Consider the following 14,578-nt stretch of genomic DNA (forward strand, 5'->3'; position numbering starts at 1 on the left):
GCCGGCGTCCCGAAGGACCCCGCGGCCGTCGAGGACGCCCCTCACTCCGAGCGGGTCAGCCGGTTCGCCAGGGTCGACAGGGTGTACGCCCCGATGCCGAGGACGACCTCAAGGGCGTTCTGGCGGGTGTACCCGAACCCGAGGAAACGCTCCAGCTCCTCGTCGCTCACGGCTCCCGAAGCGGCGAGCAGCCGGTGAGTGAACTCCCGTACGGCTTCGAGGCGTTCGGGATGCTCAGCCGGGCCCAGTGTGGCCAGCTTCGCCTCGTGGATCCCGATGCACAGACGGCACTGGTTGCGGGTGGCGACGGTCAGTACGACGGTCTCGCGGGAGTGCGGGTCGAGCGTCGTGGTCTCGAACATCGCGCTCAGCCGGAGGAAGCCGTCCAGCGCGTGCGGGGACTCGGCCATGCGGGCCACGGCCTGCGGGACATGGCCCCAGGCGGCGGCGACGCTCTCCATCGGGCCGCGGGCAAGACCGTCGACCGGCTCCTCGACCTCGGCTACGCCGAACGCGCCGACGACCCCGCCGACGCCCGCCGCAAGCTCGTCCGCCTCACGCCCCACGGCCTCGACGCCCTCGCCCGCTCGGCCGAGGTCTTCGACCGGCTGCGTGCGGAATGGTCCGCGGCCCTCGGCGCCGAACGCGTACGGGACATGGAGAGCGCACTGCGCCGCGTCGTCCCCGCGGAGACCACCTTCCGCCTCGACGCAGGCAGCTGGCTCGGCGGCTGACCCTGCCGGCCCCAACGAGCGCGCCCAGGAACCCCCTTGCCTGGAGCGCGCTCCAAGGCGTTGGCTTGGGGACCATGAAGTACACGCAGCTCGGACGCACGGGACTCAAGGTCAGCCGACTCGTCCTCGGCACGATGAACTTCGGCCCGCAGACCGACGAGGCCGAAAGCCACGCGATCATGGACGCCGCGCTGGACGCGGGCATCAACTACGTCGACACCGCCAACGTCTACGGCTGGGGCGAGAACAAGGGCCGCACCGAGGAGATCATCGGCAGCTGGTTCGCCCGGGGCGGCGGCCGCCGGGAGAAGACCGTCCTCGCCACCAAGGTCTACGGCTCCATGTCCCGCGAGGGCGACACCTGGCCCAACGAGGACAAGCTCTCCGCCCTGAACATCCGCCGCGCCGTCGACGCCTCCCTCACCCGGCTCGGCACCGACCACATCGACATCTACCAGTTCCACCACATCGACCGCCTGACCCCCTTCGACGAGATCTGGCAGGCGATCGACGTCCTGATCCAGCAGGGCAAGATCCTCTACGCCGGCTCCTCCAACTTCCCCGGCTACAAGATCGCCCAGGCCAACGAGACCGCGGCCCGGCGCGGCGCCGTCGGCCTCGTCAGCGAGCAGTGCCTCTACAACCTCTTCGAGCGCCGCGCCGAGATGGAGGTCATCCCGGCGGCGCAGGAGTACGGTCTCGGGGTCATCCCCTGGTCCCCGCTGCACGGCGGACTGCTGGGCGGCGTCATCAAGAAGCAGGTCGAGGGCGGACGGCGCGCGAGCGGACGGGCCGCCGACAGCCTCGCCGACACGGCCGTACGCGCCCGGATCCAGGCGTACGAGGATCTGCTCGACAAGCACGGCGTCGAACCCGGCGAGGCCGCCCTGGCCTGGCTGCTCACCCGCCCCGGCGTCACCGGACCGATCGTCGGCCCGCGCACGGCGGAGCAGCTGGAGAGCGCCCTGCGCGCGGTCGAGCTGGAGCTCTCGGAGGAGCTGCTGGCCGGACTCGACGAGGTCTTCCCCGGGCCGGGGCCGTCGCCGGAGGCCTTCGCCTGGTGAACAGCCGACCGGAGCGCACCCCGGCCGGGCACAGGCGGCCGGAGCGCACCCGGCCGGGCCACCCGGCCTGGGCGCGCTCCACCTGCGAGTCGGGGGCCTGCGGGGCGGGGGCCTGCGGGGCCGGGGCCCCTGCCAGGGCGGAGACCCGCACGGCGGAGACCCGCACGGCGGGGCGCGCCCTTGCCCGGGGGCACGTGCCCCCGGGCGTACCCCCAGGGCACGTGCCCTCGGCCGAGGGCGCGCCCGCGGGTGATACTCGCGGACATGACACTCGACATGATCAAGACGCCCGACACCCCGGCCTGCGCCACCGCCCTGGAGGTGGCCACCGCCTACTGCTCGCCGGCGCTGCTGAACCACTCGATACGGGCCCATGTGTGGGCCGCCGCGTACGGCACGGCGCAGGGCATCGACTTCGATCCCGAGCTGCTGTACGTCTCCGCGCTGCTCCACGACATCGGGCTGACGCCGGAGTTCGACAGCCACACGGTGGGCTTCGAGCGCGCCGGCGGCCATGTGGCGTGGGTGTTCGCCGCAGGCGCGGGGTGGCCGGCGGCCAGGCGGCAGCGGCTGGCGGACGTGATCATCGTGCACATGGCGAGCGACGTCGACGTCCACTCGGACCCGGAGGGCCATCTGCTGGAGCGTTCGACCAGCCTGGACATCTCCGGGCGGTACACGGACGACTTCTCCGCCGCGTTCAAGGCGGAGGTGCTGGCGCGCCATCCACGCCTCGGGATCGCGGAGGAGTTCCTCGGCTGCTTCCGCGACCAGGCGGAGCGCAAGCCGACGAGTTCCGCGGCGGCGGCGATCGACGCCGGCATCGCCGGACGGGTTCTCACGAACCCGCTCGACGCATAGCTACCGGCCGAGCACCGACGACAGCGCGACGATCGCGAACATCAGTACGAGCACACCGGCCATGATCCGGTTACGGGTCTTCGGGTCCACTCGAAGAGGTTAACCCGCGCCGCCCAGCGGCCATGCGGCGACCGTCTCGTACCGGGGCTGCTCCCCCGGCGCCCCGCCGGCCGGCAGGTTGCTGCGGACGAGCGCCAGCTCCGGGACCTGCCAGCGGGTGCCCTCGAAGGGGGCGAGCGCGTCGACGAAGGGGCGCAGGTCGAGGTCGGCGGCGCGGGAGCGGGCGACCGTGAGGTGGGCCTGGTAGCGGCGGTGCTCGTCCATCGGGACGCCCGCGCGGCGGGCGGCGGCGTCGGCGCGCTCGGCGAGCAGGCGCATCTCGTCGAGGTCCCCGGCCGCCCCCGTCCACAGCACCGCCCGGCCGAAGTGACCGCCGCCGTGCAGCCGCAGGCCGAACGGCGGAGTGCGGTGGGCGGCGCGGCCGAGCCGCGCGTGGAGGTCGGGGAGCAGGTCGTCGTCGACCTCGCCCATGAAGGCGAGCGTGAAGTGCCAGCCGGGCCGCGAGGTCCACCGGAGCCGCTCGGCGCCCGGCAGGTGCGCCAGGCGGTCGACGACGCCTGCGAGTTCCGTCAGCTGCTCCAGGGGAGGCAGCACGGCAGCGAAAAGCCTCATGCGAAGAGTCTCGCAGCGGCGGGCGCGCTCCGGGGACCGGCGCCCCTGCCGGTCCCCGGCCCCCGCGGGGCGGTCACGCCGCTGTCGCGAGGGCCTCGCGTTCCACGAACCGCACCCGCGGGTGCCCGTGGTGCCAGCCCAGGGACATCCTCAGGCCGCCGACCCTGGCCAGGACCAGGCCGATCGCGCCGGCCGCCACGAGCGAGACCAGGCCGCCCGTCGCGAAGCCCACGCGCGGTCCGTACGTGTCCGTGATCCAGCCCAGCAGCGGCGCGCCGATCGGCGTACCGCCCGCGAAGACCATCATGTAGAGGCTCATGACCCGGCCTCGCATCGCCGGGTCGGTCGCGAGCTGGACCGCCGAGTTCGCGGTGATGTTGACCGTCAGACCGAACATGCCGATCGGGACGAGCAGCAGCGCGAAGAGCCAGAACGACGGCGAGAACGCCGCCGCGACCTCCAGGACGCCGAAGACGACGGCCGCGCCCACCAGTTTCCGCAGCCGCGTGGAGCCGCGCCGGGCGGCGAAGAGCGCGCCCGCGAGCGAGCCGGCCGCCATGAGGGTGTTCAGGAAGCCGTACGTCCCCGCGCCGACGTGGAAGATCTCCTCGGAGAACGCCGTGAGCCAGATCGGGAAGTTGAAGCCGAAGGTGCCGACGAAGCCCACGAGGACGATCGGCCAGATCAGCTCCGGGCGCCCTGCGACGTACCGCAGTCCCTCGCGGAGCTGGCCCTTGCCGCGCGGCGCGCGCTCCACGGGGTGGAACTCGCTCGGGCGCATCAGCAGCAGTCCGGTGAGCGGGGCGAGGAAGAACAGGCCGTTGAGCAGGAACGACCAGCCGCTGCCGATCGTGGCGATCAGCAGGCCGGCGACGGCGGGGCCGACGAGCCGGGCGGTCTGGAAGTTCGCGGAGTTCAGCGAGACGGCGTTGCGCAGCTGCGTCGGGCCGACCATCTCGGAGACGAAGGACTGCCGGGTCGGGTTGTCGACGACGGTGACCATGCCGAGCAGGAAGGCGACCAGGTAGACGTGCCAGACCTGGACGTGGCCGGAGAGCGTCAGGACGGCGAGGGCGAGTCCGCAGAGGCCGAGGGCGGCCTGGCTGATCAGGAGGATGCGCCGCTTCGGGTAGCGGTCGGCGATGACGCCGCCGTACAGACCGAAGAGCAGCATCGGGAGGAACTGGAGCGCTGTCGTGATGCCGACCGCGGCGGCGGAGCCGGTGAGGCTCAGGACCAGCCAGTCCTGGGTGATGCGGGCCATCCAGGTGCCGGTGTTGGAGACGATGGCACCGGTGAAGAACAGCCGGTAGTTGCGGATGCGGAGTGAGGAGAAGGTTTCTCCCCGCCCGCGGGTGCGGGTGTCGGGTTTGTGGACGGGTGCGGAGTCTGCTCCGGGTCCCGTACTCAAAGTGCGTCGCCTCCTCGGCGTCGGGCTGGGGGTCGGAGGCCGTCCCCCTGGGGTCAGAGGTGTGCGAGCTTCTCCAGGACGGGGGCCGCCGCGCGCAGCTTGGCCCATTCGTCCTCGTCCAGACCCTCGGCGAGGGCGGCCAGCCAGGCGTTCCGCTTGCGGCGGGACTCCTCGAGCATGGTCTCGGCCCGCTCGGTCTGGCTGACGACCTTCTGCCTGCGGTCGTCGGGGTGAGGCTCCAGCCGGACCAGCCCCTTGGCTTCGAGCAGCGCCACGATGCGGGTCATCGACGGCGGCTGGACGTGTTCCTTGCGGGCCAGCTCACCGGGGGTGGCGGAGCCGCAGAGCGCCAGAGTGCCGAGGACCGACATCTCGGTCGGGCTCAGCGACTCGTCGACGCGCTGGTGCTTGAGTCGTCGGCCGAGGCGCATGACGGCGGAGCGGAGCGCGTTCACGGCGGCGACGTCGTCGGCGGTGCCGTGGGACAGGTCAGGCATGTTCGTTAGCATAACTCATTAGCAGAACTAAATACCAACCGGAATGCCCGCACCCGAATCAGTCACCCGAACGAGTGAGAAGGATCCGGAAAGTGACGCACCGGGCCCATCTGTGCCGCGACCCTGACTGGCATGGGATCGACCGTGCTCAGCCTGCGCATCGACGGTGAGCTGTTCGACCGTCTCAAGGGACATGCCGCCAAACGCGGAATGAGCGTCCAGGACTACGTGGTCCGGACGCTCATCCGCGATGACTTCGACGAACGGTTCAGCTCGGCCGTCGACGAGACAGAGAAGTTCTACGGGCTGACGAAGCCCGATCAGGTCGGTCCGCTCACGTGAGGCCGAGGGCCGGCATCGCGTAGTAGAAGACGAAGACCGCCGACACGGCGTACATGGCCACCGGGACCTCGCGGCCCCGGCCGGCCGCGAGCCGCAGCACGCTGAAGGCGATGAAGCCGATGCCGATGCCGTTGGTGATCGAGTACGTGAACGGCATCATCACCATCGCCAGGAACGCCGGCACCGCGATGGTGAAGTCGCTCCAGTCGATCTCCTTGACCGAACCGGCCAGGATCAGAAAGCCGACCGCGAGCAGCGCGGGCGTCGCCGCCTGGGACGGGACCATCGTGGCGAGCGGCGTGAGGAACAGCGCCACCGAGAAGAGAGCACCGGTGACCACCGAGGCGAGACCGGTACGGGCTCCCTCGCCGACGCCCGCCGTGGACTCCACGAAGCAGGTGGTGGCGGAGGACGACGTGGCGCCGCCGGAGGCGACGGCCAGGCCGTCCACCAGCAGGACCTTGTTGATGCCGGGGAGGTTGCCGTCCTTGTCCATCAGCTTGGCCTCGTCGCCGACGCCGAGGATGGTGCCCATCGCGTCGAAGAAGCAGGACAGCAGCACGGTGAAGACGAAGAGGACGCCGGTCAGCATCCCGACCTTCTCGAACCCGCCGAGGAGGCTCACCTCGCCGACCAGCCCGAAGTCGGGCGAGGCCACCGGGTTGCCGGGCCAGGTCGGGGTGGTCAGACCCCAGGACGGGACGGTGGCGACCGCGTTGATCACCATCGCCACGATCGTCATGACGACGATGGAGATGAGGATGGCGCCCGGCACCTTGCGGATGATGAGCGCGAGGGTGAGCAGCGTGCCGAGGACGAAGACCAGGACCGGCCAGCCGGTGAGGTGACCGTCACCGCCGAGCTGGAGCGGGACGGTGGTGTGCGCGGCGTCGGGGATACGGGAGACGAAACCCGAATCGACGAGGCCGATGAGCATGATGAAGAGACCGATGCCGATCGCGATGCCCTTGCGCAGACCGACCGGGACCGCGTTCATCACGCGCTCGCGCAGACCGGTGGCGACGAGCAGCATCACGACGAGGCCCGCGAGGACGACCATGCCCATCGCGTCCGGCCAGGACATCCGCGGCGCGAGCTGGAGGGCGACGACCGTGTTGACGCCGAGGCCGGCCGCGAGGGCGATCGGGACGTTGCCGATGACGCCCATGAGGAGCGTCGAGAAGGCCGCGGTGAGCACGGTCGCGGTGACCAGCTGGCCGCCGTCGAGCTGGTTCCCGTACATGTCCTTGGCGCTGCCGAGGATGATCGGGTTCAGCACGATGATGTAGGCCATCGCGAAGAAGGTGGCGAAACCGCCGCGGACCTCACGGGCGACCGTGGAGCCGCGCTCGGAGATCCTGAAGAAGCGGTCGACGCCGGAGGCGGGAGCGCCGTTCTCCGGGGCGGGGGGCATGGCCGTGGGGGTACCGCCCGCGCCGCCTTCGGCTGCGGGGGAGGTGGCCGTGGTGCTCATGGGGAGTCCTTGCGGGTGGTTTATTCGGCGGTTCATACGAAGGAATCCCGCCTCAGGCAAACCGTTTCAGTATGAACACATGAACGAAGGGGCGTCCATCTCCGCGCGTAGACCGCCGGTGCCGCCGCCTAGACTGACCGCATGGCGAAGTGGACCCCCAAGCACGAGGCACCCGAGCCCCTGGAGGGGCCCGTCGTCGCCACCATCACCGGCGGCACGATCCTCTGGTTCGTCCTCTTCCTCGTCCAGGTCCCCTTCTACGGCTGGTTCGACGACCGTGACCTGACCTGGTGGGTGTGGACGTGCCTGGCCGGGGCCGGCCTCGGGCTGATCGGCATCTGGTACGTACGGAAGCGCGACGCGGCCATCAGGAGGGACGCGGCGAGGAAGGCCGCCGAGGGCGCCGCCCCCACCTCGTAGCACCGCCGTAGCACCGCCGGACGGGGCTCGCCGGACAGCCCGTAGTACCACGGGACGATTCCGGTCCTCCCGCGGTCTGATGTTCGTGCTTCCCGGCGGGTGAACGACCGGTTCCGGCCGTACCGTCGAGAACATGACTCAGCGGGCGAAGATCGACACGGGCGGCAGCGGGAACGCGGCGGACGAGCCCCCCGTCGTCCACAGCGTCGCCGGCCTGACCTCCGCCGAGGTCGCCGAACGCGTCGCCCGCGGCGAGGTCAACGACGTACCCGTCCGCAGCTCCCGCTCCACCGTCGACATCGTCCGCGGCAACGTCTTCACCCGCTTCAACGCGATCATCGGCGTGCTCTGGGTGATCATGCTCTTCGTCGCGCCGATCCAGGACAGCCTCTTCGGCTTCGTGATCATCGCCAACACCGGCATCGGCATCATCCAGGAGCTCCGCGCCAAGAAGACCCTCGACGGACTCGCCGTCATCGGCGAGGCGAAACCCACCGTCCGCCGCGACGGGGCCGCCGCCGAGGTCTCCACCTCCGAGATCGTCCTCGGGGACCTGATCGAACTCGGCCCCGGCGACAAGGTCGTGGTCGACGGCGAGGTGGCGGAGGCCGAGAGCCTGGAGGTCGACGAGTCGCTGCTCACCGGCGAGGCCGACCCGGTCGTGAAGAAGCCCGGCGACCGGATGATGTCGGGCTCGTTCGTGGTCGCGGGCGGCGGCGCGTTCACCGCCACCAAAGTCGGGCGCGAGGCGTACGCCGCCCAGCTCGCCGAGGAGGCATCCCGCTTCACCCTCGTCCACTCCGAGCTGCGCTCCGGCATCTCCACGATCCTCAAGTACGTGACGTGGATGATGGTCCCGACCGCGATCGGCCTCATCATCAGCCAGCTCGTCGTCAAGGAGACCGACTTCAAGGACTCCGTCGCCCGGACCGTCGGCGGCATCGTCCCGATGATCCCCGAGGGCCTGGTCCTGCTCACCTCCGTCGCCTTCGCGATCGGGGTGATCCGCCTCGGCCGCAAACAGTGCCTCGTGCAGGAGCTGCCGGCCATCGAGGGCCTGGCCCGTGTCGACGTCGTCTGCCTCGACAAGACGGGCACGCTGACCGAGGGCGGCATGGACGTCACCGAACTGCGGCCCCTGGACGGCACCGACGAGACGTACGTACGGAAGGTCCTCGGCGCCCTCGGCGAGTCCGACCCCCGCCCCAACGCCTCGCTCCAGGCCATCATCGACGCCTACCCCGACTCCGAGGAGTGGCGCTGCACCGAGTCGCTGCCCTTCTCCTCCGCCCGCAAGTACAGCGGCGCGGCCTTCAGCGAGGGCGACGGGGACGTCTCCTCCTGGCTGCTCGGCGCGCCCGACGTGCTCCTGAAGTCCGACGACCCCACCCTCGCCGAGATCGACCACCTCAACGAGCAGGGGCTCCGCGTCCTGCTCCTCGCCCGCACCACGCGTGAGCTCGACGCCCCCGACGTCGCCCACGACGCGCGCCCCACCGCCCTCGTCGTCCTCGAACAGCGGCTGCGGCCCGACGCCGCCGACACCCTCGCCTACTTCGCCGACCAGAACGTCGCCGCCAAGGTCATCTCCGGTGACAACGCGGTGTCGGTCGGCGCGGTGGCCGGCAAGCTCGGCCTGCCGGGGGCCGAGAACACCGTCGACGCCCGGCTGCTGCCGGCCGAGCCGTCCGCGATGGCCGACGAACTCGACCGCAACGCGGTCTTCGGCCGGGTCACCCCGCAGCAGAAGCGGGACATGGTCGGCGCGCTCCAGTCCCACGGGCACACGGTCGCCATGACGGGCGACGGCGTGAACGACGTCCTCGCCCTCAAGGACGCCGACATCGGCGTCTCCATGGGGTCGGGCTCGGAGGCGACCCGCGCGGTCGCCCAGATCGTCCTCCTGAACAACTCCTTCGCGACCCTCCCGTCGGTGGTGGCCGAGGGCCGCCGGGTCATCGGCAACATCACCCGGGTCGCGACGCTCTTCCTGACGAAGACGGTCTACTCCGTCCTCCTGGCCATCCTGGTGGTCTGCTCCCAGGTCGAGTACCCCTTCCTGCCCCGGCACCTGACCCTGCTGTCCACCCTCACCATCGGAGTCCCCGCGTTCTTCCTCGCGCTCGCCCCCAACAAGGAGCGCGCGAGGCCGAACTTCGTGAGACGCGTGATGCGGTACGCGATCCCGGGCGGGATCGTCGCGGCCGCGGCCACCTTCGCGACGTACCTCGTGGCCCGCTCGTACTACACCGGCCCGGGCTCCCTCGACGCCGAGACGAGCGCCGCGACCCTGACCCTCTTCCTGGTCTCCATGTGGGTCCTGGCGATCGTCGCCCGCCCCTACACCTGGTGGCGCATCGCCCTGGTCGCGGCCATGGGCGGCGCCTTCCTCCTGGTCCTGGTCGTGCCCTGGCTCCAGGACTTCTTCGCCCTGAAGCTGGTCGGCGTGACGATGCCCTGGACGGCGGTGGCGATCGCGGCGGCAGGGGCGGGCCTGCTGGAGCTGGCCTGGCGCCAGATGGACCGGCGCTTCCCGGCCTGACGGGCCACCCACCGCCGTCGGCTCAGTGGAGGCGGGCGCCCACAGGGCCGGTCAGTCGAACCACCTGTCGCGGGCCAGTTCCGCCGTACGCGACGGGTCCTCCAGGAGCGCCGCGACCTCGAAGCGGCGCGGCCACTGGCCTGCAGCCCAGGCGAGGCCGGCCGCGACGCCCTCCAGGGTCGCGGCGTGGATCGCGCCGTCCGGGGTCTGGCGCCAGTCCAGCTCGACACCGGCGGCGCGGAGCTCCTCGTGCTCGACGTACGTCTCCGGGGTCGCCGGCCCGAGGAGCGCGTGGACCGAGGGCGGGACGTCGTGCTCCTCGCCCACCGTGGTCACCTCGGCCGCGACGGACTCGCTCAGCCGCCGCACCTGGAACAGCTCCGCCAGGTCCGCCGCCCGCGCCGGGGCCACCGGCAGCAGCGGAAGCCCGCCCGCGAGCGGAAGGAGGTCGGGGGCGTCCGCGACCAGGGCCTCGGAGGCGTCGACCACCACCAGTTCGCCGTCCACGACCGCGCGCAGGTCGTCCGGGAGGGTGACCTGCTCGGGGTCCAGGTCGGCCAGCGCCGTGTACAGGGCGTGCAGTTGGGCACCGGAGACCACACGGTCCGGGTCGGCGAGCCGGCCGAGCAGTTCGGCCGCGCCGCCCGGCTCGTCGAGGAGCGCGGAGACCGAGGTCCGCACGCCCAGCGCCCGGAGGACCTGCTCGTCCTCGAAGCCGGTCGCGTCGGCGGAGTCGTACAGGCCGGTCAGCAGCGGATCCGTACCGGCGGCGCGCAGTCCGGCGGGGCGGCGGCCGTCGAGGACGGGGTGGTCACGCAGCCACCAGGCCGTGTACGACCGTACGGTCTCGGTCGTACCGTCCGGCATCAGGACCCGTACGGGCTGGGTGAGCGCGTCCCGCAGCGGCGGGCGCGCGAGCAGGGCGAGCGCCTGCGGCCAGGCGTCGTCGTCGACCAGGTCCAGGTCCCGTACGGCGACGATCTCGGTCGCCACCGGCGGCACCGGAGCCTCGGGCAGCCGGTCGAGGACGTCCTCGCACCAGACGTCGACCGCGTCGAGCAACCCGGCGTCGTCGGTCTCGGCGAAGTCCCCCTCGCGGGGTTCCAGTTCGTCGGGGTCGAGGACGAGGTCGGTGGCCCGGACCAGGGCGAAGCCCGCGAGCACGCCGCAGGCGGCGAGCGGCTGTTCGCCCCAGCGGTCGGCCAGTTCGGCGTCGCAGAGGGCGAGTTCGTCCTCACGCATCACGGCGGCGAAGGCGCTGCCGGGCAGGACCAGTTCACCGGCGGGCGCGAGCTCCCCGTCCTCGTCCGGGAGGGCCAGCGCGCCGAGCCACGGCTCGTCGCCCGGCTCCAGCTCCGCGTCCCGGACGAGCGCGAGGACCGTCTCGGCCAGCTCGTCGGCGTCCAGGGTGTCCGCGTCCTCGTCCCAGATCTCGCCCGCGTCGAGGGAGGCGGCGACCGCCGCCCTGACCTGGGGTGTCGTCAGGATCACGCGGGGCGTGGCCGAGAGGGCGCCCAGCTTCTCCAGGATCGGGTGGGCGGCGTCCGGGTGGGCGACCTTGAGGCCGAGCCGGGTCAGGTCGGCGGGGGTGCCGTCCTGGGGAAGGAGCACGTGCCGGGGGCCGATGGTGGTGCGGATCCTGGCGTCCTCGGGCGCGTCGGCCGGGGTGGCCAGCGGCACCGGGAGACCGGTCAGCCGGTCCGGGTCCACGCCCGCGAGGGAGTCGTACAGCCGCCACCACCACGACGGCGGGCGGTCCACCCCGGCGAGCCGGTCGATCGCCTCGGTCAGCGGGACCCGCCCGACGCCGAGCGTGCGCAGCTCCGCGCGCCGTTCGAGCCCGGCGGGCAGCAGGGCCGGGAAGACCTCCGCCAGGACGGCGATGGTGTCGCGGCCCGCGCCTTCCACCACCTCGGCCTCCACCGGGCGCAGCGCGGGCACCTCCTCCGACGGCAACTCGGGCGCCAGGAACGCCACGCGCGGCAGCCGCTGGAGGATCGCCGCGCGGACCGCCCCGTCCAGGGCGCCCTTGCCGAGCGGTCCCGGCACCAGGTCGATCGTCGCGGATGTCACCGGCTCCCAGTCGGCGATGAGTTCGGCGTACGCGTCGGCCGCGCGCTCGACGAGGAAGTCGGTGAGCGGCCCGGGGGCCGGGTGGCGGCGGGCGGTGTCCAGCGGGAGGGAGGCGATCAGCAGGGCGGGCAGGCCGAGCGGTTCGTCGGTGGGGGTGGGGGCGTGGACGACGGGGGCGGTACGGGGGTACAGCGGGGCGCCCTGGGCGTCCACGGGTACGGCCCAGGTCACCGTCCAGTACGGGCGCAGCCTCTCCTCGACCGGCCGGTCCTTGAGGAGGGCGGGGTCGAGGGGGCCGCCGTGGCTGACGGTCCGCCAGCGGCGGGTCTCGCGGGTGGCGGAGTCCTCGATGTGGACGTACGACTCGTGCTCGGCGCGGGTGAGGACACGTACGCCGTCCGCGGTCTCGACGACGATCTCGGCGAGGCCGGGCAGTGTGAGCAGCAGGGCGTCGTCGACGGAGTCGAGGAGCCGCTCGGCGAGGTCGACGGCGGCGGAGTCCCGGAGGGGGAGGACGACGACGGTGTCGTAGCCGTCGGGTGCGGTGCCCTCGGCCGGCAGCGGGAGGCGCAGGAGCGGCACGTGGCCGTCACGGCGGCGCAGCTCGTCCCCGAGGCCGGGGCTGTGCCGGGCGGCCTCGGCGGCCAGTTCGCGGGCCTCGGCGAGCGACCAGCGGACCCCGCCGTGGCGGCCGAGGACGGCGGGCTCGTCGGAGACGGCGAGGACGGCGGCGAAGCCGACGCCGAAGCGGCCTACGGCTCCGCGGTCGTGCTCGCGCTTGGCGGAGGCGCGGAGGGTGGAGAGCGACTCGACGCCGGTCGCGTCGAGCGGGGCGCCGGTGTTGGCCGCGGCAAGGAGGGCGGGGGCGTCGGGCCCGGCAGGGTGCAGGGTGAGCCGGAGCCGTCCGGTGACGCCGGCGCGGTGGGCGGCGTCGGCGGCGTTCTGTGCGAGTTCGACGACGAGGCGGTCGCGGTAGCCGCCGAGGGCGAGGTCCTCCTCGGCGTTGGCGTCCTCCCGGAACCGGGCGGGCCCGGCGCCCCAGGCATCGAGTACGCCTCTCCGCAGCCGGGCGGTGCCGAAGGGATCGGCTCCGTCGGTCGACGTCCTGACGCTGACGCTCACGTCTGACTCCACTCTGCGGGCGGGTGTGTACCGGTGCCCGAAGGTACCGCGCGCGGACACCACCCAGCGCGCCGCTCCCCCGTGTGCGCGGTCGTCCCGCTACCCGGCCGCCGTGTGGCGGCCCTCCCGCCGGGGGCGGGCACACGGACGGCGCACGGGACCGCGCACGCGCCCGGGGGCGCGGGGCACGAGAGGCGGAGGCGCCCGCACGGGCGCCGTCCGTCGTGCCCGCCCTCCCCCGGACCCCGTTCGGGGGCCCATCGGGAGCGGGCGGAGAGGACGTGGCGGGCGGAGAGGACGTTACGAGTGGCCCAGGTCTTCCGAGATGCCGTCCGGTTCCGTCGTCGAGCCCGAGTCCTTCGCCGGACGGAGCGGGAACGCGTCCGCGCCCATCGAGTCCAGTACCGGCGGCGCCGGACGCGGCGGCTTCGGCATGACCGCCGCCTCCGAGTGCCCACCGCACCCGTACGCGAGCGAGACGACCCGCCCGTCCGCCGGCGAGAACTCGTTCGCGCAGACGCCGAACGCCTGCTTCAGCGAGCCCGCCAGCGGCACCAGGAACGCGCAGGACTCGCACGACGCCGGCGCCGCCTGCGCCATCGGGGTCTTCGCCCCGAACGACTCGTCCCAGCGGTCCGCCGCCACGTGCAGCCCGTACCGCGACAGCACCCGCGCCCGCCGCATGCCGAGCTCCTCCGCCACGGAGGCGATCGCGCCCCGGGACGGCGTACGGGAGACGATCTCGGCGTCCTCCGCGTCGAGATGGTCCGCCATCTCCTCCGAGACCGCGGAGTTCGGCGGCGGGGTGTCCTCGCCCGAGTACCCCGGCTCCAGCCTGAGGTCGTCCTGCTCCGTCGGCAGCAGGTCGCCCGGGCCCATGTCGCCCGGTCGCAGCCGCTCGCTCCACGGCACCCACTCGGGGGCCAGCAGGGCGTCCGAGCCGGGCAACAGGACGGTTTCGTCAAGGGTGACGTTCTTCGCCCGGGAGGCGCGGGTGACCGTCACGGCCCAGCGCCAGCCCCGGTAGCCCGGCTCCTTGCACTCGAAGAAGTGCGTGACGACCCGGTCACCCTCGGCGACGGCCTCCACGTGGGCCCCGACAATGCCGGGTGCGGCAGCCTCCTCGGCGGCCGTCCGCGCCAGGTCTACGGCCTCGGCGCACAGGCGGTCGGGGGTACGCGGGGTACGGCTTCGCGTCGTCGCAGCACTCACAGGTCTCGCTTCTCTCCTACGCCGTCTCACGGGTGCGCCGGCCGAGGAGCGGGAGCGAAAAGCCCCGGGCGGCGGGCGGAGCGGACCAGAGGGCCGCATCGACGTCCGCGCCCGACATGTCTCGCGTCTCTCGGGCACACCTATCGTCATCCAT

At 72.6% G+C, this 14,578-nt stretch carries 12 protein-coding genes and 1 pseudogene; 6 read left to right on the top strand and 7 right to left on the bottom strand.

Going from position 1 to position 14,578, the window contains the following annotated elements; translation table 11 throughout:
* Nucleotides 1–41 precede the first annotated feature (41 nt).
* A complete protein-coding gene (locus ACFUJR_RS02030; RefSeq protein ID WP_383179496.1) occupies nt 42–461 on the bottom strand; it encodes a carboxymuconolactone decarboxylase family protein in 420 nt (139 codons plus the stop codon).
* Here ACFUJR_RS02030 and ACFUJR_RS02035 point away from each other — a divergent pair.
* The 3 genes and pseudogenes from ACFUJR_RS02035 to ACFUJR_RS02045 all read left to right on the top strand — a co-directional run.
* Nucleotides 462–734 (top strand): annotated as a pseudogene (locus ACFUJR_RS02035) (MarR family winged helix-turn-helix transcriptional regulator); the annotation flags it as partial.
* Nucleotides 735–808: 74 nt separating this feature from the next.
* Entirely contained in the window at nt 809–1,798 is a 990-nt protein-coding gene (locus tag ACFUJR_RS02040) for an aldo/keto reductase (RefSeq protein ID WP_383179499.1), read from the top strand.
* 264 nt (nt 1,799–2,062) lie between these two features.
* Nucleotides 2,063–2,659 carry an HD domain-containing protein gene (locus ACFUJR_RS02045; protein ID WP_383174777.1) on the top strand — a complete coding sequence of 199 codons (597 nt, stop codon included), beginning with the start codon at nt 2,063–2,065 and terminating at the stop codon, nt 2,657–2,659.
* A 99-nt stretch (nt 2,660–2,758) separates the two neighbouring features.
* Here ACFUJR_RS02045 and thpR read toward each other — a convergent pair whose 3' ends face one another.
* The 3 genes from thpR to ACFUJR_RS02060 all read right to left on the bottom strand — a co-directional run bounded on the left by thpR (nt 2,759) and on the right by ACFUJR_RS02060 (nt 5,239).
* Nucleotides 2,759–3,331: an RNA 2',3'-cyclic phosphodiesterase gene (gene thpR, locus ACFUJR_RS02050; protein ID WP_383174774.1), complete on the bottom strand. Its 573-nt coding sequence runs from the start codon at nt 3,329–3,331 to the stop codon at nt 2,759–2,761.
* Between the two features lie 73 nt (nt 3,332–3,404).
* A complete protein-coding gene (locus ACFUJR_RS02055; protein ID WP_383174771.1) occupies nt 3,405–4,742 on the bottom strand; it encodes an MFS transporter in 1,338 nt (445 codons plus the stop codon).
* A 53-nt stretch (nt 4,743–4,795) separates the two neighbouring features.
* On the bottom strand, nt 4,796–5,239 hold the full coding sequence (locus ACFUJR_RS02060; protein ID WP_352190862.1) for a MarR family transcriptional regulator: 444 nt from the start codon (nt 5,237–5,239) through the stop codon (nt 4,796–4,798).
* Between the two features lie 132 nt (nt 5,240–5,371).
* Between ACFUJR_RS02060 and ACFUJR_RS02065 the strand changes: the two genes are divergently transcribed.
* Nucleotides 5,372–5,581 (top strand): ribbon-helix-helix protein, CopG family, encoded by a 210-nt coding sequence (locus tag ACFUJR_RS02065; RefSeq protein ID WP_383174767.1) that lies wholly within the window; start codon nt 5,372–5,374, stop codon nt 5,579–5,581.
* On the opposite strand, the gene ACFUJR_RS02070 is transcribed toward ACFUJR_RS02065, so the two are convergent.
* Entirely contained in the window at nt 5,574–6,995 is a 1,422-nt protein-coding gene (locus tag ACFUJR_RS02070) for an NCS2 family permease (protein WP_383174781.1), read from the bottom strand. The two genes, ACFUJR_RS02065 and ACFUJR_RS02070, sit on opposite strands and share 8 nt — an antisense overlap.
* 201 nt (nt 6,996–7,196) lie before the next feature.
* On the opposite strand from ACFUJR_RS02070, the gene ACFUJR_RS02075 reads away from it, so the two are divergent.
* Both ACFUJR_RS02075 and ACFUJR_RS02080 read left to right on the top strand, forming a co-directional pair.
* Complete coding sequence (locus tag ACFUJR_RS02075; RefSeq protein ID WP_383174764.1) at nt 7,197–7,475, top strand: DUF2530 domain-containing protein; 279 nt, start codon at nt 7,197–7,199, stop codon at nt 7,473–7,475.
* Nucleotides 7,476–7,608: 133 nt separating this feature from the next.
* Complete coding sequence (locus tag ACFUJR_RS02080) at nt 7,609–10,017, top strand: HAD-IC family P-type ATPase (protein ID WP_383174762.1); 2,409 nt, start codon at nt 7,609–7,611, stop codon at nt 10,015–10,017.
* A gap of 51 nt (nt 10,018–10,068) precedes the next feature.
* On the opposite strand, the gene ACFUJR_RS02085 is transcribed toward ACFUJR_RS02080, so the two are convergent.
* On the bottom strand, nt 10,069–13,224 hold the full coding sequence (locus ACFUJR_RS02085; protein WP_383174759.1) for a sacsin N-terminal ATP-binding-like domain-containing protein: 3,156 nt from the start codon (nt 13,222–13,224) through the stop codon (nt 10,069–10,071).
* Nucleotides 13,225–13,512: 288 nt separating this feature from the next.
* Complete coding sequence (locus ACFUJR_RS02090; protein WP_383174756.1) at nt 13,513–14,424, bottom strand: DUF3027 domain-containing protein; 912 nt, start codon at nt 14,422–14,424, stop codon at nt 13,513–13,515.
* Nucleotides 14,425–14,578 lie beyond the last annotated feature (154 nt).

The organism is Streptomyces sp. NPDC057271 (assembly GCF_042668715.1).
Lineage (GTDB): Bacteria > Actinomycetota > Actinomycetes > Streptomycetales > Streptomycetaceae > Streptomyces.